At 55.7% G+C, this 22,996-nt stretch carries 29 protein-coding genes; 11 read left to right on the forward strand and 18 right to left on the reverse strand.

The genetic code is table 11. From position 1 onward, the window contains the following. Positions 1–6 precede the first annotated feature (6 nt). Genes NBZ79_RS00120 through NBZ79_RS00155 form a run of 8 tightly spaced genes read right to left on the reverse strand, consistent with a single transcriptional unit; the run spans position 7 to position 6,339 of the window. Positions 7–441 (reverse strand): MmcB family DNA repair protein, encoded by a 435-nt coding sequence (locus NBZ79_RS00120; protein ID WP_251934380.1) that lies wholly within the window; start codon positions 439–441, stop codon positions 7–9. Next, positions 442–810, reverse strand: coding sequence for a helix-turn-helix domain-containing protein (locus NBZ79_RS00125; protein ID WP_251934381.1), 369 nt, complete (start codon positions 808–810; stop codon positions 442–444). Positions 811–824: 14 nt separating this feature from the next. After that, a complete protein-coding gene (locus NBZ79_RS00130) occupies positions 825–1,484 on the reverse strand; it encodes a Smr/MutS family protein (protein ID WP_251934382.1) in 660 nt (219 codons plus the stop codon). After that, positions 1,468–2,154, reverse strand: coding sequence for a LutC/YkgG family protein (locus tag NBZ79_RS00135; RefSeq protein WP_251934383.1), 687 nt, complete (start codon positions 2,152–2,154; stop codon positions 1,468–1,470). Before NBZ79_RS00135 ends, NBZ79_RS00130 begins: the two co-directional genes overlap by 17 nt. Next, positions 2,154–3,578, reverse strand: a complete 1,425-nt coding sequence (locus NBZ79_RS00140; RefSeq protein WP_251934384.1) for a LutB/LldF family L-lactate oxidation iron-sulfur protein — start codon at positions 3,576–3,578, stop codon at positions 2,154–2,156. Before NBZ79_RS00140 ends, NBZ79_RS00135 begins: the two co-directional genes overlap by 1 nt. Continuing rightward, positions 3,578–4,351, reverse strand: coding sequence for a (Fe-S)-binding protein (locus NBZ79_RS00145; RefSeq protein WP_251934385.1), 774 nt, complete (start codon positions 4,349–4,351; stop codon positions 3,578–3,580). Before NBZ79_RS00145 ends, NBZ79_RS00140 begins: the two co-directional genes overlap by 1 nt. Positions 4,352–4,410: 59 nt before the next feature. Further along, complete coding sequence (mltA, locus tag NBZ79_RS00150) at positions 4,411–5,649, reverse strand: murein transglycosylase A (RefSeq protein WP_251934386.1); 1,239 nt, start codon at positions 5,647–5,649, stop codon at positions 4,411–4,413. Positions 5,650–5,658: 9 nt separating this feature from the next. Next, on the reverse strand, positions 5,659–6,339 hold the full coding sequence (locus NBZ79_RS00155; RefSeq protein WP_251934387.1) for a Tim44/TimA family putative adaptor protein: 681 nt from the start codon (positions 6,337–6,339) through the stop codon (positions 5,659–5,661). 169 nt (positions 6,340–6,508) lie between these two features. Here NBZ79_RS00155 and NBZ79_RS00160 point away from each other — a divergent pair, with 169 nt between their 5' ends. Together NBZ79_RS00160 and secB are read left to right on the forward strand one after the other, a co-directional pair. After that, positions 6,509–7,039, forward strand: coding sequence for an FxsA family protein (locus tag NBZ79_RS00160; RefSeq protein ID WP_251934388.1), 531 nt, complete (start codon positions 6,509–6,511; stop codon positions 7,037–7,039). A 104-nt stretch (positions 7,040–7,143) separates the two neighbouring features. Continuing rightward, on the forward strand, positions 7,144–7,653 hold the full coding sequence (gene secB, locus NBZ79_RS00165; protein WP_251934389.1) for a protein-export chaperone SecB: 510 nt from the start codon (positions 7,144–7,146) through the stop codon (positions 7,651–7,653). Between the two features lie 14 nt (positions 7,654–7,667). Here the strand turns inward: secB and dnaQ are convergent, their stop codons facing one another. Genes dnaQ through NBZ79_RS00190 form a run of 5 tightly spaced genes read right to left on the reverse strand, consistent with a single transcriptional unit; the run spans position 7,668 to position 11,229 of the window. Beyond that, positions 7,668–8,336, reverse strand: a complete 669-nt coding sequence (gene dnaQ, locus NBZ79_RS00170) for a DNA polymerase III subunit epsilon (protein WP_251934390.1) — start codon at positions 8,334–8,336, stop codon at positions 7,668–7,670. Then, positions 8,329–8,919 (reverse strand): dephospho-CoA kinase, encoded by a 591-nt coding sequence (coaE, locus tag NBZ79_RS00175; RefSeq protein WP_420854631.1) that lies wholly within the window; start codon positions 8,917–8,919, stop codon positions 8,329–8,331. The genes dnaQ and coaE overlap by 8 nt, the downstream gene beginning before the upstream one ends. A gap of 1 nt (position 8,920) precedes the next feature. Then, positions 8,921–9,778, reverse strand: coding sequence for a shikimate dehydrogenase (locus tag NBZ79_RS00180; protein ID WP_251934392.1), 858 nt, complete (start codon positions 9,776–9,778; stop codon positions 8,921–8,923). Positions 9,779–9,786: 8 nt separating this feature from the next. After that, a complete protein-coding gene (locus NBZ79_RS00185) occupies positions 9,787–10,401 on the reverse strand; it encodes a Maf family protein (protein WP_251934393.1) in 615 nt (204 codons plus the stop codon). 3 nt (positions 10,402–10,404) lie between these two features. Continuing rightward, complete coding sequence (locus NBZ79_RS00190; protein ID WP_251934395.1) at positions 10,405–11,229, reverse strand: pyruvate, water dikinase regulatory protein; 825 nt, start codon at positions 11,227–11,229, stop codon at positions 10,405–10,407. 420 nt (positions 11,230–11,649) lie between these two features. Between NBZ79_RS00190 and hemE the strand changes: the two genes are divergently transcribed. The 4 genes from hemE (at position 11,650) to rho (ending at position 15,650) form a co-directional block, all read left to right on the forward strand. Beyond that, a complete protein-coding gene (gene hemE, locus NBZ79_RS00195; protein ID WP_476749714.1) occupies positions 11,650–12,672 on the forward strand; it encodes a uroporphyrinogen decarboxylase in 1,023 nt (340 codons plus the stop codon). 12 nt (positions 12,673–12,684) lie between these two features. Further along, positions 12,685–13,716: a ferrochelatase gene (gene hemH, locus NBZ79_RS00200; protein ID WP_251934397.1), complete on the forward strand. Its 1,032-nt coding sequence runs from the start codon at positions 12,685–12,687 to the stop codon at positions 13,714–13,716. A gap of 28 nt (positions 13,717–13,744) precedes the next feature. Then, on the forward strand, positions 13,745–14,188 hold the full coding sequence (gene hemJ, locus NBZ79_RS00205) for a protoporphyrinogen oxidase HemJ (protein WP_420854632.1): 444 nt from the start codon (positions 13,745–13,747) through the stop codon (positions 14,186–14,188). 202 nt (positions 14,189–14,390) lie between these two features. Continuing rightward, positions 14,391–15,650: a transcription termination factor Rho gene (gene rho, locus NBZ79_RS00210; RefSeq protein ID WP_251934400.1), complete on the forward strand. Its 1,260-nt coding sequence runs from the start codon at positions 14,391–14,393 to the stop codon at positions 15,648–15,650. 49 nt (positions 15,651–15,699) lie between these two features. Here rho and NBZ79_RS00215 read toward each other — a convergent pair whose 3' ends face one another. From NBZ79_RS00215 to NBZ79_RS00235, 5 genes are all read right to left on the reverse strand, one after another. Further along, on the reverse strand, positions 15,700–16,098 hold the full coding sequence (locus NBZ79_RS00215; protein WP_251934402.1) for a type II toxin-antitoxin system death-on-curing family toxin: 399 nt from the start codon (positions 16,096–16,098) through the stop codon (positions 15,700–15,702). Further along, positions 16,098–16,352: an AbrB/MazE/SpoVT family DNA-binding domain-containing protein gene (locus tag NBZ79_RS00220; RefSeq protein WP_251934404.1), complete on the reverse strand. Its 255-nt coding sequence runs from the start codon at positions 16,350–16,352 to the stop codon at positions 16,098–16,100. The genes NBZ79_RS00215 and NBZ79_RS00220 overlap by 1 nt, the downstream gene beginning before the upstream one ends. Positions 16,353–16,424: 72 nt before the next feature. After that, positions 16,425–17,399, reverse strand: a complete 975-nt coding sequence (locus tag NBZ79_RS00225) for a quinone oxidoreductase family protein (RefSeq protein ID WP_251934406.1) — start codon at positions 17,397–17,399, stop codon at positions 16,425–16,427. Positions 17,400–17,443: 44 nt separating this feature from the next. Beyond that, positions 17,444–17,923 (reverse strand): methylated-DNA--[protein]-cysteine S-methyltransferase, encoded by a 480-nt coding sequence (locus NBZ79_RS00230; RefSeq protein ID WP_251934408.1) that lies wholly within the window; start codon positions 17,921–17,923, stop codon positions 17,444–17,446. Next, positions 17,910–19,952 (reverse strand): thioredoxin domain-containing protein, encoded by a 2,043-nt coding sequence (locus tag NBZ79_RS00235; protein ID WP_251934409.1) that lies wholly within the window; start codon positions 19,950–19,952, stop codon positions 17,910–17,912. The genes NBZ79_RS00230 and NBZ79_RS00235 overlap by 14 nt, the downstream gene beginning before the upstream one ends. 122 nt (positions 19,953–20,074) lie before the next feature. Here NBZ79_RS00235 and NBZ79_RS00240 point away from each other — a divergent pair, with 122 nt between their 5' ends. The 5 genes from NBZ79_RS00240 to NBZ79_RS00260 are packed head-to-tail and all read left to right on the forward strand — an operon-like array spanning position 20,075 to position 22,839. Continuing rightward, positions 20,075–20,317, forward strand: coding sequence for a DUF6489 family protein (locus NBZ79_RS00240; protein WP_251934410.1), 243 nt, complete (start codon positions 20,075–20,077; stop codon positions 20,315–20,317). Between the two features lie 18 nt (positions 20,318–20,335). Further along, entirely contained in the window at positions 20,336–21,655 is a 1,320-nt protein-coding gene (mnmE, locus tag NBZ79_RS00245; protein WP_251934411.1) for a tRNA uridine-5-carboxymethylaminomethyl(34) synthesis GTPase MnmE, read from the forward strand. Positions 21,656–21,676: 21 nt separating this feature from the next. Continuing rightward, the gene (locus tag NBZ79_RS00250; protein ID WP_251934412.1) at positions 21,677–22,126 is read left to right on the forward strand and encodes a GNAT family N-acetyltransferase; all 450 of its coding nucleotides are present in this window, start codon (positions 21,677–21,679) and stop codon (positions 22,124–22,126) included. Positions 22,127–22,132: 6 nt separating this feature from the next. Beyond that, positions 22,133–22,306 carry a hypothetical protein gene (locus NBZ79_RS00255; protein ID WP_251934413.1) on the forward strand — a complete coding sequence of 58 codons (174 nt, stop codon included), beginning with the start codon at positions 22,133–22,135 and terminating at the stop codon, positions 22,304–22,306. A 29-nt stretch (positions 22,307–22,335) separates the two neighbouring features. Then, positions 22,336–22,839, forward strand: coding sequence for a GNAT family N-acetyltransferase (locus NBZ79_RS00260; protein WP_251934414.1), 504 nt, complete (start codon positions 22,336–22,338; stop codon positions 22,837–22,839). Positions 22,840–22,996 lie beyond the last annotated feature (157 nt).

Raw genomic sequence — 22,996 nt, forward strand, 5'->3', positions numbered from 1 at the left:
CTCTCCTTATTTCGGGTTTTCCGCCGCGTTCAGGCGCCGGGCCGCTATTGTTGCAAAGCGCAGGATAACATTTTTGCGGCGGCTTGCATTCAGTTTGAAATCGGCCGAGGGCGTGACAATCGCCCCGCCAAAACCATCAGCAATGATCAGGCCCTGATCTGCCGGCAACAGGTCTTGCGGGAAGTCTTCATCGACGGCAAAATAATATTCGTCACAAAATTCCAGGTAATCCGTCCATTTCTCGTCCACCCGGAAATCCGCCGGGCCGCTTTTCACCTCGACAACAAGGATCCGCCCCTTGGCATTGATCCCCATGACATCGACACGGCGGCGGGTTCGCAGCTTTACTTCGCGCAAACTCTCATAGCCCATGCTGGTCAGCAAAACCTGAACCCCTTTGGCGAGCCGGACGCCCTTATCGGATCGATCGGATGTCATCATTTACCGGCGCGGCGGCGCGATCTCCTTGAGGTAATTCAGCATTTCCTCCAGCCGGGCCTTCGGCAGGTTGCGGACTTCGCGGGCCAGCAAATTGGCATATTCGGTGGCCGTCGGGCTCAATCCGCTGGTATCCAGGGTGACTTTCGGGTGGGAGAGGGAGGCCAGACGCTGTAATTCCTCCGCATCGTCCCAGATAATATTGAAATAGACACATATCTGCTCGACCAGCGACCAGGAGGGGCGGCCGCGGTGACCATGTTCCAGCGCCGAGAGATAGGCGGCGCTGATATCCAGATCAGCGGCCATCTGCTTGAGGGAAATATGCCGTCCTTTTCGAAGTGCCCGCACCCGCAGGCCAAATGGTGTCATGCTGATGTCTCCTGTTACGACCGGTCGCGGCGCAGCAATACATATAAGGCGCCGCTGCCGCCATGTTTCGGCTGGGCATTGCGAAAGTCTATGACCAGCCGCCGCATATCCGCCGCCGCCAGCCATTTTGGCACCGCCTCGCGCAAAATACCGCGGCGGTCGCTGCCCATAAAGGCGGCGTCCTCGGTTTTCTGGCCGCGCGATCCCTTGCCGGTCACCACCAGCACGCAGCGCTTGCCCTGCATCTGCGCCGCGGAAATAAAGGTGCGCAGCCGCGTATGGGCTTCGGCTTGTGTCATGCCATGTAAATCCACCTTCCCGTCGATGGCCATCTGCCCCTTGCGCAAGCGTTCCGAGTTGCGACGATCAAGGCCCGGTACATTTTCCCGCTGAGACGGATTTCTGGGGGTGTTGTCGCGCCGCTCACTTGCTGGATCCACAGGCCGGCTGGCCATAGCCTTCGCCAGTTTTTCGGGGTTTATGGGCGGTTTACGCCCGGAAACAGGTGGGGGTGCCGGGGACACCCTGTTGGTGCCTGCACCCGTCCCGGCGGGGCGCACATCAAAGCCGATAAAGCGGTTGCTGGCCTGACGGTCAATATTCCGGGTGACATAATCCCATAAATCCCGATCGGTTTTCGACAGGCCTTTCGGGCGGTCAGGCTTTTTGCTCATCTTCAACAATCACAATATGTAAACGGCGAGGACCGTGGGCCCCCATTATCAATTGTTGCTCAATATCCGCCGTCCGCGACGGTCCGGAAATGAAATTCACGGTGCGCGGCAGTTCCGCTTCGCCATATTTCCGGCGCAGACTATCCCAGGCCTGCTCGAACGACCCCTGAATATCGCTGCTCTTCAGGACAGCAATATGATTTTCCGGCAGGAAGTTCAGGGTCGATGGTGTCTCCGGCCCCGAGGCCATGCAGAGGGTTCCGGTTTCCGCGATGGCGCCAAAGGCCGGAGTGATGCTGACCTCATCGGTGATCACCGCCGCGCCGCGGGTAATTTCCAGCATGGGAACATCGCCCCACGGTATCTCATCCAGCGAGGGGGAGGGGGACATCTTGATCTGGCTTGGCAGGTTATGGTTGCTTAAGTAGTCGCGCACCTGGCCCGGCACCTCCTTCAGAGACGGCACCCGCACGACGGTGGCGGCCAGCGCTTCCAGCTTGTCCTGCAGCAAATTGACCTGACGGCCCGGGCTGATATCGGTGCGGGCCGGCACCAGATTGCGTTTATGGCCGGCGATGCGCTCGCGGACCACTGTCGCGGCCGCTTCATCCAGCGGGCCGCGCCCGAGGTTTCGGCGGATCCGGTCGAGGATTTTATCCCGTGCGGACATCAAGAATTCCCCCGCTTCTGCTGTTTCCATTGATCCATGAAGGTCTTGCCCTGCGGCGCCGGAAGGTCACGGACCGACGTCCAGCCTTTCATCATGGGCAGGGATTTCAGGCGACCTTTTTTACCGGCCAGCAGACGGAGCGCCATGGCGCCACATCGGGTCACCAGCCTGTATAGGGCCGGACGTTTGGCGAAAAACGCCCAGAGACCAATGCCCCAGCGCTCCGGTTTCGGCGTCACCTGGGTTTCAAAAGATTTCTCCCGCCAGTGGCGCATGATTTTCGGCAGCGGAATGCGCACCGGGCAGACTTCCTCGCAGCGCCCGCAAAAGGTGGAGGCGTTGGGCAGATGCCGGGCCTCTTCCAGTCCAACCATCTGCGGATTGAGGGCGGCACCGATGGGGCCGGGATAGACCCAGCCATAAGAATGACCGCCAACAGCCTGGTAAACCGGGCAATGGTTCATGCAGGCACCGCATTTCAGGCAGCGCAGCAAATCCTGTTTATCGGTGCCGATCAGCTCACTGCGGCCGCTATCCAGCAGGATCACGTGAAAATTGGCCGGACCATCTATGTCGTCTTTTCGCTTGGGCCCGGTGGAAAAGGTGGTGTAGACGGACATTTCCTGACCGGTGGCAGAGCGGGCCAGCAACCGCATCAGGGTGCTGGCATCTTCCAGTGTCGGCACGATTTTCTCGATACTGGCAACGGCAATATGGGTTTTTGGCAGGCTCTGGGTCAGATCGCCATTGCCTTCATTGGTGACAATAACGGTAGAGCCGGTTTCCGCGATGAGAAAATTCGCCCCCGTAATACCCACATCAGCGGCAACATATTTTTCCCGCAGCACGCTGCGCGCTTCATTGACCAGGGCTTGCGGATCGGTTTGCCGCTCGGTCAATCCATATTCCTGATGTTTCACGTGAAACAAATCACTGACCTGCTCTTTTGTTTTATGCAGGGCAGGGGCGATGATATGGCTGGGATATTCATGGGCCAGCTGGATAATATATTCCCCCAGATCCGTCTCTATGGGTTCAATATTGTTCTCGCTGAGGAAATCATTGAGGGCCATTTCCTCGGTGATCATGGATTTCCCCTTGGTCACCGTTTTTGCGTCCGCATCGCGGCATATTTTCAGCACCGCGTCCCGCGCCTCGGCGTAGCTATTGCACCAATGCACTTTGCCGCCTTGCAAAAGCACCTGATCCTCGAAATATTCCAGATAGTAATCCAGATTCTCAATGACGTGGTTCTTGATATCCACGGCGGTGTCGCGCAAGTCCTCAAATTCCGGCAGTTCCTCGACGCGGGCGGCGCGGGCCACGGAAAACCCGGTTTTAACCTTGGAAAATGCGGTCTGGATATCCTTGTCCTGCAGGGCCTCATGGGCCCCGTCCTTGAAATGGCGACTGGTGACCTGCATCAGCGTTCCCCCTCACCAAGGCCGGGGACATCGGTCATCCCGGCCAGCACCTCCGCCACATGCAACACCTTCATATCCTCATCGCGGCGCTGCAGCCGTCCGGCGATATTCATCAGGCAGCCCAGATCTCCTGCCGCCAGAATATCGGCTTTCGTCGCGGCAATATTATCGACTTTCTTATCGACCATGCTGCCCGAGATCTCGGAATATTTTATGCAGAAGGTGCCGCCAAATCCGCAGCAGGCTTCCCGGTCTTCGGCCTCGCGAATTTCCAGTCCGTCAACGCTGGCCAGCAAGGCCCGCGGCTGGTCCCTGACCTTCATTTCACGCAGGCTGCTGCAACTGTCATGATAGGTCAGGCTGGCGTCAAGTGCTGTCGCCGCCGGTTGATGGTTCAGCACATCACTCAGAAAAGCGACCAGCTCATATGTGCGCCCGGCCAGTTCCTCCGCTGCCACCAGCATGGTGGGATCGTCGGCGAACAGCTCCGGATAATGCTTTGAAATCATGCCGGCGCAAGACCCGGACGGGGCGACCACATATTGAAACCCCTTGAAGGCCTCAATCACAGCCGCAGCAATGGCTTTGGTGCTTTTTTTATCGCCGGAATTATACGCCGGCTGGCCACAGCATGTCTGGGTATCCGGCACCACGATGGTGCACCCGGCCTGTTCCAGTAGTTTGATGGCGGCAAAGGCGACGGAGGGACGGTTTATATCCACAAGGCAGGTCACAAATAAGGCAACTGTTTTTGATTCCGGCGTCTCGGACATTTCTCTCTCCCTTTACTGGAACGGACTATACCCTCCACTTCCAGATTACGCCAGATACCTTACGCGGGATTTGCCGTCTTTCGTTTTTCGGCCACGGCATTGGGCAAAAAGATCCACAACCTGCCGTCACTTTTCATGCCACCGGACATCTCATAGGCATGATCCCCATAGCCCCAGAACACATCCCCGCGGACGGGCCCGCGAATGGCGCCGCCGGTATCCTGTGCCATCATCAATTTGCGAAAGGGTTTGGGCAGATCCGCCGTATCGGTGGTGGAGACTTCCGTTTCCAGGAAAACCGGCACGCCAAGCGGGAACCATTTGCGATCCACGGCCAGACTGCGTTCTGCGGTCAACTCCACCCCTTGCGCGCCGATGGGGCCGCCTGTGGTCAGTTCGCGGAAAAACACATAGGAGCCGTTCATCTGCATGATCTCGTCGGCCTCATGGGGATTATCCTCCAGCCAGCTGCGGATTGCCTGCATGGACATTTTCTCCCGGGGAATATAGTCACGTTCAATCAGCGCCTTGCCGATGGCGAAATACGGATGGCCGTTTTGCCCGGCATAGCCCACACGAAGTTCACTGCCATCATCCAGCTGAACAATGCCCGACCCCTGGATCTGCAAAAAGAAGGCATCAATATCGCTATCCACCCAAACCAGTTCCAGATCACGGTTTTCCAGCGCGCCCTTGTCAATATCCGTGCGATGGGCAAAGGGCACCAGATCGCCGCCTTTAACCTGACCGGCAATCCGCTGGCCTTTCAATTCATCCCGGAACCGGCCCAAATCGACCATGACAAGTTCAGGAGGGCGCAAATATAAAGGTGTTGTAAAAGGGTCTTTCTGGTCCCGGCTGCCTTTCAGGCTGGCTTCGTAATAGCCGGTGAACAGGCCGGTTTCCGCCTTGTTGTTCAAAACCTGAAACGGCGTGAAATTGTCTTCCACATAGGACTTTAGAACATCCGACTGCGGCGGCAGGGTCAGGGCCGTCTGACATAACGCCTGCCAGTCGGCGGCGGTGCCCGCCAGATTATTGCCGCCAAGGGATCGCGTTTCCGGCAAGGTCAGGATTTTGCTACAGGATTTGAGCAGGGCCGGAAGAAATTCCGTTAAATCATCGCTGTCCCAGCCGGGAATATCGGCATAGCTGGTTTGTTCGAGGATAAGGTTATCGTCCATTTTGACGTCACTTTGCCAATACCATATACCGCCGGCAATCGCTGCAATAACAACAACCCCCAGCGTACCACCATATTTCTTCCAGATAGGAGAGATATTTCCCCAAGCCGACATGGAGCCGCCCTAGTTAGCGCTGCGGGTGGTGATCAAGAGCCAGTTTGGATTACGGGATTTCAGGTTTCGCGCAAATGTCCATAGCTCCTGAACCCGGTGCGGCATCGGATCTCCGGCAACGACAACGCCGTCTTCATCCTTGGTCATGCTGATCATTTCCGCGTCGAACTTCACGGTCACTTCGGCTTCCTTATGTTCAAGTGTCGCATCGATGATATCGGCGGAATGAATGGAGACAATATCTGTCGACATGTTGTATTCCTGATCTTCGCGATCCTGAATGGAAGTTTCAAAATTCTCATAGACATCGTCCGCCAGCAATTCTTTCAAGGTTGAGCGATCGCCGCGGGCGAAGGCAACAACGATGGCTTCATAGGCGGCCTGCGCCCCACTTGCGAAGGTGGTCTGATCAAAGCTTTTGTCGATCTGCCTGATTTGCGTCAGGGTCCGGCTGAGCTCGGTCCCGGCAAAGGGGCTTTCAAATGGTGACTTCGCCTTGCCGTCCAACGTCACCACGTTATCTTCATTGTCGGCGGATTTATCGTCTTTGATTGACCGCTGTTTCTGCTCTTCGGGGGGGGATTGTTCATGCCCCATGCGCCGGCCAAGTACACTTCGCAGGCGCAGGAAAATAAACCCGGCAACAGCGGCAAGCAAAATAATGTCGAGGAACTGAAATCCGTTGTCCATATTTCTATCTTCAGATTGAGTTTGGTAATTATTCCAATAACCCTTATGTAAAGGGCAGCCTTAAAGAATAGGTTAACGAGTTCCAAGCGCAAGGTCCAGCGCCTTATGTGAAGTTCTCGTATTCCCTATGTATACTCGTTACATAAACTTTTTAGAAGGATAAACAAGTTTGGCGTTGATAATTTTGGCATTGGTGATCGGTATCCCGCTTGTTGAGATTCTGGTCTTCATCGAGGTGGGAAGTGAAATCGGCGCGCTGAACACCGTCCTCATTACTGTCGTAACCGCTGTTATCGGCATGGCGCTGCTCCGGGTTCAGGGGCTGGGCGTTCTCATGCGCGCCCAACAGGCCATCGAGCGAAAGGAAGCGCCCGTCAATGAAATATTCGAGGGTGTTTTTCTGGCCATCGCCGGATTGTTCCTGCTGATCCCCGGTTTCGTGACGGATGCCATCGGGTTTTTGCTGTTTCTGCCGCCGCTCCGGCGCGCCCTTGCCTCCTATATGGCGAAGCATTCGAAATTTGCGGCACGGGCCAGCTACCAACAAGGGGGTCAGCGTCCGCCCGGCGGCACCGGCCCTGTCATTGACGGGGAGTATGAAGTTGTTGAGGACGACGCACCGCAGCTGAACAACGATCCGGACTCGCAAGGTGAGGGAACATCGAAAAACCCCGACAGTCCCTGGTCCGGAAAAAAGTGATCAATATTCTGGAATTTGCCAGACTTCTGCTTGTGACAGAGCGGCATCCATGTTAGCCACTCTGTCAATAGGGCCCTCGCGCCAATATCTTGGAGAAAACCTTAATGACTGAGAATGGAAGTGATGCACCGGCAGCAGCAACTACTGCAGGCCAGGCGCCAGACGATCAACCGTCCCTGGCGATTATCACGCAATATATCAAAGACCTTTCCTTTGAAAACCCCAACGCGCCGCAAAGCCTTAACCCGGAAAACGGCCAGCCGGAAGTCGAGCTGGGGGTCAATGTTCAGGCCCGTGCCGGAGATTCCGACATGTTTGACGTCGAACTGCGGATCAGCGCCAAGGCAACCCACGGAACGGAAGTCGCCTTTATAACGGAACTGGTCTATGGCGGCCTGTTTCAAATGCGCAACTTCCCGCCCGACGCCATGGAAATGATGTGCATGATTGAATGCCCGCGTCTGTTATTCCCTTTCGCCCGCCGGGTTGTCGCCGACGCCACACGGGATGGCGGGTTTTCACCCTTGCTTCTGGATCCCATTGACTTCAAGACCCTGTTCCAGAATCACAAGGCGCAGGAAATGGCCAGCCAGCAGCCCATGGGCACCGCCTAGACCGAAAAGCGGCTTTACTGTTTCCAGAGGGGGTCGGTAAGGGTTTCCACAAATGCGGCATGGGCGGCCCGTTCTTCGTCGCTTGCCGCATGGGGCCGGGCCGGGCGGACATCGGTCCGCATCTGGGCCTCCGCATCAAAGGCCGCCTTTTCTTCCAGTGTAAAGCCTTGCTGCCGCCCGCCGATAAGCTCCAGATATACTTCCGCCAGGAGTTCCGCATCGAGAAGCGCGCCATGTTTGGTCCGGGCCGAATTATCAATGGCAAAACGCCGGCACAGGGCATCCAGGCTGGCCTGAGCCCCCGGAAATTTCCGCCGTGCCATACTGACCGTATCGATGGATTGGGACATGGGAAGCGGCGGCCGTTTCATGCGGATCAGTTCCGCATTGAGAAATTTCATATCGAACTGGGCATTATGGATAACCAGCTTGGCAGTGCCGATAAATTCCAGAAATTCGTCGATTTCCCGGGCGATGACGTTATGTGTCTTGAGAAATTCCTCACTGAGCCCATGCACCTTGAAGGCGCTCTCGGGCATATCCCGTTCCGGATTAATATAGCGATGAAATATATTTCCCGTCGGCAGGTGGTTGACCAGCTCGACACAACCAATCTCGACAATGCGGTCGCCGTTGGCCGGATCAAAGCCGGTGGTTTCCGTATCGAGGGCAATCTCACGCATGTTTCAAATCTTCCAGTAACGCCCTGACCTGCTCCAATGTCGCTTCTTTCGGGCAATTAGTATTGATCACATAATCGGCTTGCCGTCGTTTTTCCGCGTCCGGGACCTGCCGGGCCAGAATAGCCTCGAATTTCTCCGCTGTCATGCCCTCCCGGGCCAGAACCCGCTTCCTCTGGACCTCCTCGGGCGCGCTGACCACGACAATCTTGTCAAAGTTCTTTTCGCCGCCCGTCTCGAAAATGAGCGGCACATCCAGGACAACAATCCTTGCACCCTGTTGCTCCGCCGCCGCGAAAAAATCCGCCCGGCCCTGACCGAGAAGGGGATGGGTTATGGCTTCCAGTTTCCTGATTTCCACCTCGTTACCGAGCACCATCTTGCTGAGCCGCGCCCGATCCACCTTATTGTCGACGACAGCCTCCGGAAATTGGGCGCGGATAGGTTCAACCGCCGCGCCGCCTTCCGCATAAAGCTTGTGAACATCTGCATCTATATCGTGAACCGTGACTTGCAACTGCCGGAACATCTCGGCGACCGTCGACTTGCCCATCCCGATGGATCCGGTGAGACCAACTACCAACATCTTACTCATTCCCTTTCAATCCTTCCAGAACATGATCCCGCAACCCTGCATCCACCTCAGGCCGGGTACCGAACCAGGCCTCAAAACCGGCTTTCGCCTGATGCAGCAGCATGCCGATCCCCTCAATGGTTTCATTGCCACGTAATTTTGCCGCTTTCAGCAATTCTGTCTGTTGCGGCGCATAAATAATATCGGTGACGATAGCTGTCGCCTTTAAGGCGTCCAGCGGCAGATCCAGCGACGGCTGGCCGGACATGCCAAGGCTGGTGGTATTGACCAGAAAATCCGCTTCCGCCAGACAGTCGCTGCGCGCATGCCAGTCAACCACTTCCGCTTTTTCTCCAATATGCGCGGCCAGGTTCTCTGCGCGTTCCCGGGTCCGGTTGGTCATCAGGATCCTTGCAAATCCCATATCAACCAGCGCAACCGCAACGGCGCGGGCCGCGCCGCCCGTCCCGACAAGAACCGCCGTCCCACCTTGCAAGGCGGCAACATCGGGATGTTCGTTCAGGGAGTCCATAAATCCGACGCCATCGGTATTACGACCGATCATCTCGCCGCTCTCACCCAGGACAATGGTATTGACCGCGCCGATACGACGGGCAGACGGATCCAGCACATCCACAATATCCATCGCCGTTTCCTTTAACGGAATGGTCAGGTTGGTGCCGCGAAAGATCTCGCCTTTTTGTAAAGATTCTGCCGGCAGGCGTCGCAACACCGCTTCCAGATCCTCCGGCCGGACCGGCAGGGCCGCATATCCGGCATTGAGTTTGTATTTATCGATCCAGTAGCCATGCAGGCGTGGCGACAGGGAATGGCTGAGCGGCCATCCCATCACCCCGGCGGTTTTTTTCATTTCCGATGTCATATAGTCAACCCGATTTTATGATTACGTAAAAAATCCAGAAGCGGCAGCAGCGGCAGCCCCAAAATCGAGAAAAAATCCCCCTCAACCCGGCTGAACAGATGGGCCCCCAGGCCTTCCAGATGATAGGCGCCAACGGACGATAATATGGCGTCCCCGGCCTCGGCCAGATATTTTTCCAGAAAGGCGTCGTCAAAGGGACGCATGGTCAAACTCGCCTGATTGACATGATGCCAGAGGATCGTCCCGCCTTTGGCGACACAAACCGCATTGCTCAACTGGTGGGACTTGCCTTTCAGGCTGAGGAGATGGGCCCGGGCATGATCCATATCCGGCGGTTTGTCGAACCAGATGCCATTGCAATCAAGGATCTGGTCCGCCCCGATGACGAACGCCGCCGGATAATTGCGTGAAATCCGGCTGGCCTTCAACTCCGCAAGGGCGACGGCTGTGTCGGACGGTGGCGCCATGGCGCCGCGCAGGGCGTGCTTGACCTCATCCTCGTCAATGGCCGCCGGTATTTTTGTAAAATCCAGTCCGGCATTGGTGAGCAGGCGGGCCCGCGAAACACTGGCGGAGGCAAGAACTAGCTCAGGCTGAGAGGCGTCGGCCATTTCCTATCGAACCCCTGCCTGTTCCTGGCGTTTGGTAAACAGGGTGATAATCTGAGCCGCCGTTTCCTCCACCGATCGGCGGGAAACATCAATAATCGGCCAGCTTTCGCGTGTGCATATTTTACGCGCCATAATCACTTCTTCCTTGATCCGCTCCCGGTCCACATAATCCGTATCAACGGTTTCATGCAGGCTGAGCAAGCGGTTTTTACGTATTTCCGACAATCTCTCCGGACTGGTGGTCAAGCCAACAACAATGGGATTGCTGAGCGAGAACAGCTCCTGCGGCAAGGGAATTGCCGGGACAATGGGAACATTGGCGGTCTTGAATCCCCGATGGGCCAGATAAAAGGATGTCGGCGTTTTCGAGGTACGGGAAACACCCACCAAAACAATATCGGCTTCATTCAGGCCTTCGGACATCTGGCCGTCATCATGGGCCATGGTATAATTCAGCGCTTCAATCCGGCCAAAGTAATTCTGATCAAGAATATGTTGCCGTCCGGGCAGCTGTTGAATTTCCTGACCGAGAAAACTGGAAAAAGCGGCCAGCACCGGATCAAGCACCGAGGAGCAGGAGACGTTCAGTTTCTGGCAGCCTTTTTCCAGTACGTCCCGCATTTCCTTATTGACCAGTGTATAGAGGACCAAACCCGGTTTTTGTTCAATGGAATCAAGGATATCATCCAGTTGACGAACGGTTCTTGTCAATGTCCATACATGCTCGATCGGCGCCACGCCCTCAAATTGCACGAGGGCCGCCTTGGTCATGGATTGCAACGTTTCGCCGGTGGAATCCGAAACCAGGTGAAGATGAAATTGCGTCATAAAAGAACCGGCCTGCCCCTTGTGGAATATGTGAATAACAGGGATAACATGACCATCAGGAAAAGCCCAAAAATTTCCTCCCCGCAGACCGGTTTTTTTAAAAGCACTTACCCGCCTGTGAATAACTGTCTTATCCGGTGACCCGAAATGAGGAAGAATTCAGCAGCCGACGGACAGAATAAAGTTATCCCCGTTTTCCCTGTTTTTGGACAAAAACAAATCCGCCTTTATTCAGGCTTCGTACACAATGTCGAGAAGGACTGGATTTTATCCCCAGATTTTCTATAAAGGATGTGAATTGAATTTAATCCCCAGCTCTCACAGCCATAAACAACAACTACAACCTTTTTATATAAATATATATAGAAGGGGATAGAAATTTAGAAGGTACAGTTCGTGACAACGACACCAGCGAAACTCATGCTCAGAGCTCTTTCCGGCGAGATAACCGAGCGACCCCCATTCTGGCTCATGCGTCAGGCCGGGCGCTATCTTCCTGAGTATCGGGCTACCCGGGCCCAAGCCGGAAACTTCCTCGATCTTTGCTACAATCCCAGGCTTGCAGAGGAAGTGACTTTGCAGCCTCTGCGCCGCTACGGCATGGATGCCGCCATTCTCTTTGCCGATATCCTGCTGATCCCCGATGCCCTGGGACAGCCGTTGGATTATCTCGAAGGGGAAGGTCCGGTTCTCGATCCTGTTCGCTCGGCAGGGGAGTTGTCAAAACTGAACCCGGAGAATATCCATAAGACACTCGAGCCGGTTTACGAGACGGTTTCCAGATTGAGTTCGTCCATTCCATCGGACTGTACCCTGATCGGATTTGCCGGGGCGCCCTGGACCGTGGCGACTTACATGGTCGAAGGTCGGGGGTCCAAGGATTACGTCAATATCAAGAAATGGATGTATGGCGACCCAGCAGGATTCTCGGCGCTGATGGATATTCTGGTCGAGGCGACAATTGCCTATTTGCTGAAACAGGTTGAAGCGGGGGCGGAAGTCGTCCAGATATTTGATACCTGGGCCGGTGTTCTGCCCGATGACGAGTTCCGTAAATGGGTGCTGGGACCGACAAAACGCATTGTCGAGGGGTTGAGGCATCATCACCCCGATTTACCCGTCATCGGCTTTCCCAAGGGCGTTGGCGGCAATATTATCGACTTTGTCGAGGAGACCGGCGTGACCGCTGTCAGTCTGGATACGGGAACGCCGCTGGATTGGGCGGCCCGAAATGTACAGACCCGGGTTCCGGTACAGGGAAATCTTGATCCTATTTTGCTGGTTCAGGGCGGCGCCGCCATGGAAAACCGAATTGCCGAGATCATCAATCGACTGAAGTCTGCGCCGTTTATTTTCAATCTTGGTCACGGCATTATTCCGCAAACACCGCCGGAGCATGTGGGGGCCCTGAGCCAGCTGATCCGGGACGGGTCTCCCTCATAAAGGAGTGTTGCCATGGCCCGCAAAGCAGTTGTGCTGTTTAACCTGGGAGGTCCGGACAGTCTGGAGGCGGTTCAGCCGTTTCTGTATAACCTGTTTATGGATCCGGCCATTATCCGGCTGCCCAAACCCTTGCGGTTTCTTGTCGCCAAGCTGATTTCGTCGCGCCGGGCACCGGTGGCGCAGGAAATCTATGGCCATCTTGGCGGATCCTCACCGCTTTTGCCGCAAACCGAGGCCCAGGCGGCTGCCTTGAAAACTGCCCTTTCGGACAGCAATCCGGTGGATGAATATGAAATTTTTATCTGCATGCGCTATTGGCATCCGCTAAGTGCACAAACGGTTCAATCCGTGAAATCCTACGGCCCCGATGAAATTATTCTGGTGCCGCTATATCCGCAATATTCGTCAACCACATCAGCCTCTTCCCTTGCGGACTGGCACGGCGCGGCAAAATCCGCGCAACTGGAGGTTCCCACGGCAACGCTCTGTTGCTATCCCCTGGAAAACGGCCTGATTTCAGCTTATTCGACCTTGATTGCCGAGAAAATTGAGGGCATGGACCTGAGCCGGACCCGGATTTTATTTTCGGCCCATGGGCTCCCGCAGAAAATCGTCGATGCGGGGGATCCCTATCAATGGCAGATCGAACAAACGGCAACCGGCATCGTTGAGAAGCTGGCCCGACCGGAGCTGGACTGGAAAATCTGCTATCAAAGCCGGGTGGGTCCCCTGAAATGGCTGCAGCCTTCTACCGATGATGAAATAGCGGCTGCCGGGGCGGCGGGTCTCTCGCTTGTGATTCTGCCCATTGCTTTTGTCTCGGAACATTCTGAAACCCTGGTGGAACTGGATATTGAATACGCGGAACTGGCGAAAAAATCCGGTGTTCCCCACTATAAACGGGTTGACACTGTCGGTGTGTCCGACGATTTTATTGCCGGACTTGCCGACGTGGTCCTGCGCCTGACGCCAGGCGCGGTAACCAGCGGGCAGGGTGGGCGCATCTGCCCGGGCAAATTTTCAGATTGCGCGTTGGCGTCGTGACGCCACGAAAGAGGATGTAATGGGCGACATACTGGTTGATATCTATCCATGGGTGAAATCCCTGCATATCATTTCGGTGATTGCCTGGATGGCCGGCATGTTCTATTTGCCGCGGCTATTTGTCTATCATGCGGATGCGGAAATCGGCTCTGACAAATCGGAAACCTTTAAGATTATGGAACGGCGGCTGCTTCGGGGTATCATCAACCCGGCGATGATGATGACATTTATATTTGGCGGCTTGTTATTGCTGACCCCGGGTGTCGTTCATTGGGGGGATGTCTGGATCTGGTTGAAACTGGCGCTGGTCTTCCTGATGTCCGGTTATCATGGATATCTATCGCGCTGGCGCCGGCAATTTGAGGCGGATGATAATCAGCGACCGGCAAAATTCTATCGCTGGGTCAATGAAGTTCCGACGGTTTTGATGGTTTTCATCGTTATCCTGGTTGTTGTAAAACCTTTTCAATAGACATTTCTTCACGATAAAGCAGTTGACTAAAAGAAGGAAAGCTGCAATAGACTATTAACTTCTTTGGAATATATCTGTTCCACTGTTTCATTGCCTTAATTAGTGAAAGAGCAATCTGTCGGCAGCCATACGCTGATTTTCCCCTAAACGTAAAATCTATTCGTTCTGATCTGTCATTATCCCAAACTCAATAGAAAATTATATGAATCTTCAAGAACTTAAACTAAGAACCCCAGCGGAAATTCTGGCTTTGGCGGAAGAGCGCGAAATTGAAAACGCCTCCACATTACGAAAGCAGGAACAGCTTTTTGCCATCCTTAAATATGAGGCGGAAAATGGCGCGGAAATCACCGGAGGCGGGGTTCTGGAAATCCTGCAGGACGGTTTCGGATTTCTTCGCTCCCCCGACGCCAACTATCTGGCCGGTCCCGATGATATTTATATCAGCCCGAGCCAGATCCGGCGATTTTCCCTTCGAACAGGGGATACGGTAGACGGGCAAATTCGCAGCCCCAAAGACGGCGAGAGATATTTCGCCCTTCTGAAAGTCCAGAACATCAACTTCGAAGACCCGGAAAAGGGTCGCCACAAAATCAACTTCGATAACCTGACCCCGCTTTATCCAGATGAGCGCATCAAGCTGGAAACACCCGACCCCACCGAAAATGGTATAAACTCCGCCCGCGTGATCGACCTGGTCTCACCGCAGGGCAAGGGCCAGCGGGCCCTGATCGTGGCCCCGCCCAGAACCGGTAAAACCGTTCTCCTTCAGAATATCGCCAATTCCATCACCACCAATAACCCGGAAGTCTATTTGATCGTCCTGCTGATTGACGAGCGTCCGGAAGAGGTGACCGACATGAAACGCTCGGTCAATGGCGAAGTGGTGTCCTCAACCTTTGATGAGCCCGCCTCGCGCCATGTGCAGGTGGCGGAAATGGTCATTGAAAAAGCCAAGCGTCTGGTTGAACATAAACGCGACGTGGTGATCCTGCTCGACAGTATCACCCGTCTGGCCCGCGCCTATAACACGGTCGTGCCCTCCAGTGGTAAGGTCCTGACCGGCGGTGTGGATGCCAATGCGCTGCAACGGCCGAAACGCTTCTTCGGGGCCGCCCGGAATATCGAGGAAGGCGGCTCGCTGACCATCGTCGCCACCGCCCTGATCGAAACCGGCTCGCGCATGGACGAGGTGATCTTTGAAGAATTCAAGGGCACCGGTAACTCGGAAATCATCCTCGATCGCAAACTGTCCGACAAGCGGGTCTTCCCGGCCATCGACATTACCAAGTCCGGCACCCGCAAAGAGGAACTGCTGGTTGACAAGGGCACGCTGGCCAAAATGTGGGTGCTGCGCCGCATTCTCAACCCCATGGGCACCACCGACGCCATGGAATTCCTTATCGACAAGCTGAAACAGAGCAAGTCCAACGACGACTTCTTCGACAGCATGAATACATAAACAGAATCAACGAACTAAAGAAAAAGGCGCCCCCTGTGAGGCGCCTTTTTTATGTTGCGAAGGGGATTGAGTTTTCACGGCAATAAGTTACCAAATCCGCTTCGGATAAGGATCCGTCGGCAACTGCAAGTGTCATCTTGATTGCCTGTTCATTGCTGATATCCAGAACCCAGCCATTTTTTGACAGCGTCAGGAGCAACATGGCCAGGCCAACCCGCTTATTGCCGTCCGTAAAGGGATGGCGGTTCTTGGTAATGCTGTAGAGCAGGGAGGCGGAAATCCGGAAAATATCCATATCCCCATCGCTATAAGCGCTCAGCTGCATTGGCCGGGCGAGGGCCGCATCGATGCCGCCTTCATCGCGAATGCCCGTTGCTCCGCCAAACCGTTCCAGTTGTCGTTTATGGATGGCCAGCATTACCGGTTTCGACGGTAATTCAAACGTCATTATTCAGAGAGTTTCTTGAAAGCCGGGGCAAAACGATCTTCGATAACGTCATAAAGCGCCATATCCGCCTCGAAAGCCGGATCGGATTTAACGATTTTTATGCCGTTCTCCTCGATCCGGACATTGACCTTGTCGCCGGCCTGCATATTAAGCTGACGCAGAAACTCTGCGGGGATCGTTGCCCCCACAGCGCTGCCGGTCTTGCGCAGTTTGGTTTCAAACAAGGCGGATTTATCCTTATAGCTGCTCGACATCCTCTTTCCTCGTGTTTTATATACCCCTTATGTAATTACATATGTTATTACTGTCAAGGAAATTCGCCCTTTTTACAGCGTAAACACCGTTGAGCCGGTGGTTTTGCGCCCTTCCAGGTCTTCATGGGCTTTGCGCACTTCCGACAGGGGATAAGTCTGGCCGATATTGACGGTGACGGCGCCGCTCTCGACCATCCGGATCAGATCGCTGGCGGATTTTTCAAGATCGGCCCGGTTGGCGTTATAGTCCATCAGGCTGGGCCGGGTCACGTAAACCGATCCCTTGGCCCCCAAAATGGCCAGGTTGACATTCTCAACCGGGCCCGATGAATTGCCGAACGAGACCATCAAGCCGCGCGGCGACAGACAATCGAGGGAGCCTTCGAAGGTATCCTTGCCGATGGCGTCATAGACAACCGGGACACCCTTGCCGTCGGTGATCTCCCGCACCCGGTCGGTGAAATTCTCGGTGCGGTAATTGATGGTATGGGCCGCGCCGTTGGCTTTCGCCAAGGCCGCTTTCTCGTCCGATCCCACGGTGCCGATCAGGGTCGCGCCCACATGCCGGGCCCATTGACAGGCCATCAGGCCAACACCGCCCGCCGCCGCATGGAACAGGATGGTGTCGCCTTTTTTCACCGGGAAGGTCCGTTGCAGCAGATATTCGGTGGTCATGCCCTGCAGCATCATCGCCGCCGCGGTCTGATCGTCAATGCTGTCCGGGATCTTGATCAGCCCGTCGGCGGGCATCACCCGGACCTCCGCATAGGCGCCGATGGGCCGGCCCGCATAGGCCACCCGGTCGCCAACCGCAAGGCCCGACACGCCGTCGCCCAGCGCCTCGATCACCCCGGCGCCTTCCATGCCCAGTCCATTGGGCAGCGGGGCAGGGTAGAGACCGGTGCGGAAATATACATCGATGAAATTAAGGCCCACGGCGCTATGCCGGAGGCGGACTTCACCGGCACCGGGGGCACCAACCTCGACATCTTCCCATTGCATCACCTCCGGGCCACCGGTTTCATAAAATCGAACTGCTTTCGTCATTGTTATTGGTCCTTTGTACCTGTCATTTACGCCCGTAAAAACTCTTATAAATCAAAGGCTTGCTGTTCCGGTGGCAGGGCCTTTTCCAGTTTCAGCAAGGCTCTTTTGGTGTCCAGACCGCCGAGGCCCGAATAGCCGCCCATTTGTTTGCCCGCCGCCAGCACCCGATGGCAGGGGATGATAATCGGGATGGGATTGGCCCCGCAGGCCGTGCCCACCGGTTGCGCCGCCGTGGTCAGCGCTTTGGCCAGATCGCCGTAAGACTTGGTTGTCCCGGCCGGGATTTTCAGCATCTGGTCCCAGACCTGTTTCTGGAAATCCGTGCCCGGCGGGTCCAGCGGCAGGTCAAAATCACCGATCTCGCCATCAAAATACTGGTTGAGCTGGTCAATTGCTTTCCTCAGCAACGGTGTCTCCGTCTGCCACTCTACCGGGACCCATCCCCAATCAAGGGAAATGATGACGTTGTCTTCCTCGGTCACTGTCAGATCGCCCACCGGGCTATGCATGCTAAGCTGGGCCATGAACCTGTCCTTCCTCGAGCAGGGCGCGAAAGGCGACGGCGCTGTTGGCCGGGGCCGAGCAGACCGGGCCCGTACAGACATAAACGGTGGGTTTGCCGTCCTGTTTGGTTTTCCCCTTGGCCGGATGGTCAAAGGGCAGGTCTTCGGTTTCATCAATCACATTGACGACCCGCGTCGGGATACTGAAATCCTTTAAAACAGCAATCAGATCAAGGGTTTGCGCATCACTGCGCTGGCCAACGACGACTATTTGCCGGGCATTGACCAGGGTTTCAAAATTATTCAGCAAGGTCGCCAGCGGGAAGAAGTTGCGGCCGATTTCCGCCGAGAAATGCCGTACCATATCCGTCGCCGCCTCGAACGGCGCCCTCTCCCCGGTCAGCAGATGCAGCTTGGCCAAGACTTCCAGCACCACACCATTGCCCGCCGGGACCGCATTGTCATGGGCGTTCTTGGTGCGGACAATCAGCGCTTCCGCATCATCGGCCGTATAGAAATAGCCGCCCACCGTATCGTCCCAGAAATGTTTATCCAGTAAACCGGTCCACCTCTGCACCCGCTCCAGGTAAAAGGCCTTGCCGGTAATTTCATACAGGGCCAGTCCGGCCCGGCTCATATTGGCGTAGTCATCGAGCACACCGCTATGCTGCGCCCGGCCCAGACGATAGCTGTGGAACAGCCGTCCGTCCGTCTCCATGGAATTGGTGGTGATGGCGACAAAGGCGGTTTCCGCCGCATCGATCCAGCGGGGCTCGCCGAAATAATCCCCGGCGCGGGCGAGGGTGGTGATCATCAGCCCGTTCCAGTCCGTCAGCACCTTGTCATCGAGACCCGGAGGGATGCGGGAGGCGCGCGCCGCAAACAGGATATCGCGGCATTCCTTCAGGCTGGCTTCCGTCTCCACATCCTGCATATCGGGGTAGTTCAGGCGGTTGAGAATATTGGTTTCTTCCCAGTTTCCCTCCTCACTGATGTCATATACCTCACAGAAATGCGAGGCATGATCGGGCAGAAGCGCCGTGACGTCACCCCTGGACCAGACATAGAACTTGCCTTCAACCCCTTCGCTGTCCGCATCAATGGTGGCGGCAAAGCCACCTTCATCGGTGACCATCTCGCGCAACAGCCAGTCGACAGTCTCATAAATCCGCGCCTCGAACAGCTCCGACTTGGTTTCATGATGGACAGTTAGCAGCAAATCGAGGATTTGCGCATTGTCATAGAGCATTTTCTCGAAATGCGGGGCGAGCCAGCGGGCATCGGTGGAATAGCGGGCAAAGCCGCCGCCCAGATGATCATAAATGCCGCCTTGTGACATCACCGTCAGCGCCTTGATAACGATTTCCGCCAATCCTTCATTGCCGGTCCGCAGATAGCTGCGCCACAGGGTTTCCAGCACATAAGTCTGCGGAAATTTCGGTGCCGACCCGATGCCGCCATATTCCGGGTCGGCTTCTTCCGCATAGCGCGCGGCAATGCGGTCGAGAACTTCCAGGGTGAGCTTGGGACGGTCGCCGTCAAAGCCCTTGTTATGCTGTTGCAGGGCGGTTTTCAGCGCATCGCGGTTCTTGGTGACTTTCTCCGGCTCGTTTTTAAAGATGTCGGACACGGTTTGCAGCACATTGGTAAAGCCGGGCCGGCCATAGCTGTTGCCGGGCGGAAAATAGGTGCCGCCCCAGAACGGCTCCCCGCTGGAATTGAGGAACATGGTCAGCGGCCAGCCGCCTTGCTCTCCCAGCAGGGCGAGGGCGCTTTGATAGATCTGGTCGATGTCCGGACGTTCCTCCCGGTCGACCTTGATATTGATGAACAGCTCGTTCATCACCGCAGCGGTGGCCGGATCCTCAAAGCTTTCATGGGCCATCACATGACACCAGTGACAGGCGGCATAGCCGACACTGAGCAGGATCGGTTTGCCTTCGGATTTGGCCAGTGCCAGCGTTTCCTTGCTCCAGGGTTGCCAATGCACCGGATTGTCCTGATGCTGGAGGAGATAGGGGCTGGTTTCCTGGCCGAGTAAATTTTCCATGGCTAAACCCTGTTGTTCACCGGGTGATCCGGTGTAAAAGAAACTATGACTTTTGTTGTACCCCACCCGGGACCGCTGGATCAATACGGCCAGAGCCATTCCGGACAAAAGGAGCGTTGGACATGAAGATTAATGTAGATATTGATTGTACGCCACAAGAAGCAAGGACTTTTTTAGGGTTGCCCGACGTGGAGAAGATGCAGGAAGCCGTGATGGCACAATTACAGGCCAGGATGATGGAGAATATCAACAGTCTCGACCCGGAAAGCATGATGAAGACATGGCTGCCCGCCGGCATTCAGGGCATGGAGCAAATGCAGAAGATGTTCCTGTCGCAATTCGGCATGGATCCGACCAAGAAATAAGCGGAGCAGGCGTCTTTTATGTCCAATGATACAATCTTCGCCCTGGCCAGTGGCCGGGGCCGATCCGGGGTTGCTGTGGTCCGTCTGTCGGGCCCTGGCGCCCTGGCGTCCCTTGCGGCAATGACAACCCGGGATTTACCGGAATCCCATCGTGCCGTGGTCCGAAATATCGTCACAATTGATAAAAAAACCGTTATAGATCAATCGCTTGCCATATTGTTCGCGGCCCCCAACAGCTTTACCGGCGAGGATGTGGTCGAGCTGCATTTGCATGGCGGACTGGCCGTTCTGCGGACCCTGTTTGATCAATTGGCGGCCTCAAAAGGCCTGCGTCCGGCGGACCCCGGGGAGTTTACCCGGCGGGCTTTCGAGAATGGCAAGCTGGACCTGACGGAAGCCGAGGGTCTGGCTGATCTGGTCAATGCGGAGACGGAGGCCCAGCGGCAGCAGGCCCTGCGGCAGATGCAGGGGGCGCTGGGCGCCCTGTATGATGGCTGGCGCAACGAGTTGATCGGCAGCCTTGCCCATCTGGAAGCGGATATCGATTTCCCCGACGAGGATCTGCCGGGCGGTGTGGCCGAGGCCATCGCGCCCCGGATCACGGAGCTGACGGCAGAGCTGCAAAGCCATCTCGCCGATGGCCACCGGGGGGAGAAGATCCGCGATGGCCTGGATGTGGCGATTATCGGGACGCCCAATGTGGGCAAGTCCAGCTTGCTCAATGCCCTCGCCCGGCGCGACGCGGCCATTGTCTCCGAGCAGGCGGGCACCACCCGCGATATTGTCGAGGTGCATCTTGATCTCGCCGGGTATCCGGTGACCATTGCCGATACGGCGGGATTGCGCGATGCGGGCAACGTGATTGAGCGCGAAGGCGTGCGGCGGGCCCTGGAGCGGGCGGAGCAGGCCGATATCCGGATCCTGATGACGACGGCCAGGCATCCTCAGATCCCCGCCGGTTTCGCCGATTTGCACCGGACAGGGGATATTCACGTGGTCAATAAAACAGATCTTGGCAGAAAGGGGTATGCCCCGGCGGGCAGTCTGTCGCTGTCGGTGAAAACCGGGATCGGGGTTGACGGGCTTCTGAACGGGCTGGAAGCCGAGGTTGTACGCCGTCTCGATGTGTCCGGCGCCCCGGCCCTGACCCAGCTCCGCCACCGGATGGCGCTGGAGGAATGTGTCGCGGCGCTGCAGCGGTTTCTGCTGGCCGCCGAAGCCGAGCTGGCGGCGGAAGATGTGCGGCTTGCCGTGCGGGCTTTGGGACGGATCACCGGCCGCGTTGACGTGGAAGATATCCTAGATGTGGTTTTCGGCGATTTCTGTATCGGCAAATAGGGGATTGCCTGAGGTTTTCAAATGACGATACGAAGGGCATGTAAGGCGGATGAGGAAAGTATTCGTGCTTGTGCAGAAGACGCTTATGAGAAGTATATTTCTGCAATTGGCAAAAAACCTGCTCCAATGATCGCGGATTTTGGGCTTCAGATATCCGAAGGGATTGTTCACGTTGCCGAAAATTTACGTGGCGAAGTTGATGGTTTTATCGTCTTTTTCCCAAGGAAGGATCACATGTTTCTAGAGAATGTGGCTGTGAAGGGATCGGCCGTCGGCAGGGGTGTTGGCAAACGCCTTATGGCGTTTTGCGAAGCTGAAGCCAGACGGCTGGACCTCGGATCAATCCGGCTCTACACAAACGAGAAAATGACCGAAAACCTCGCCATATACCCTCATTTGGGATTTTCTGAAACAGATCGCAGAGAAGAAGAGGGGTTCCGTCGGGTCTTTTTTGAAAAGGTTTTGGAATAACAGCCAATGGCGGCTTTGTCCTGCGGTGCCGTCCGTGCTTTGGGGCGGATCACCAGCCGCGTTGAGGTGGAGGATAGTCTCGAGGAGGTGTTCGGCGATTACTGTATCGGGATAAAGGGGTTTATCTCCGTCGTTATTTGGGCTCGCTGGTGCGGGTTTTTTCAAAGGCCAGAAACTTAACTAATTGTTTTATAATGGAATTTCTAGGATTGATACGGCTATCTACTAAGAATGATTTGCAATTTCTGGCCGCGGTCGAGAGATCCGCGGCGCAGGTTTTTGTGGATCATTTCGATGGTGATACCTCTTATACGGACCGGACACTGGCGGAGGATATCCTTCTGGAGTCCCATCGGCAGGGCAGCCTTTGGGTTGCTGCGGACGCGGGGAAACCCATCGCCTTTCTCGCCGCAACCCGCATTGAGGAGGCGCTCCATATTCAGGAAATATCCGTTGCCTTCGACCATCAGGGACAGGGTATCGGAGAACGGCTTGTCCAAGCCCTTATATCCGACGCGCGCCGGCGGGGCCATACGCATATAAGCCTGACAACGGACCGGAGCCTTCCCTGGAGCCGCAATTTCTACAGGAAGCTGGGGTTTCGGGTTGTTCCGATTGAAGACTGCTCGGCCGGTCTGGCCGCTCTGCTTCTTCAGGATAAGCAGGTCAGCCCTGTCGCCGGGAATAGAGTGGCCATGAAGTTGTGCCTGTAGCCGCTGATATACGGCATTTTGGATTCCTTTTCAGGCTGTTTTTTGTGATTCCAAAGGGCCAATGTTTCACGTGAAACATTTTCACAGGCGCAGAAAACAGCGGTTTTCCTGTTATATAAAAGACAAAATCGGTGAAAAAGATCAAAAAATCCGGCAC

Source organism: Sneathiella marina, assembly GCF_023746535.1.
Lineage (GTDB): Bacteria > Pseudomonadota > Alphaproteobacteria > Sneathiellales > Sneathiellaceae > Sneathiella > Sneathiella marina.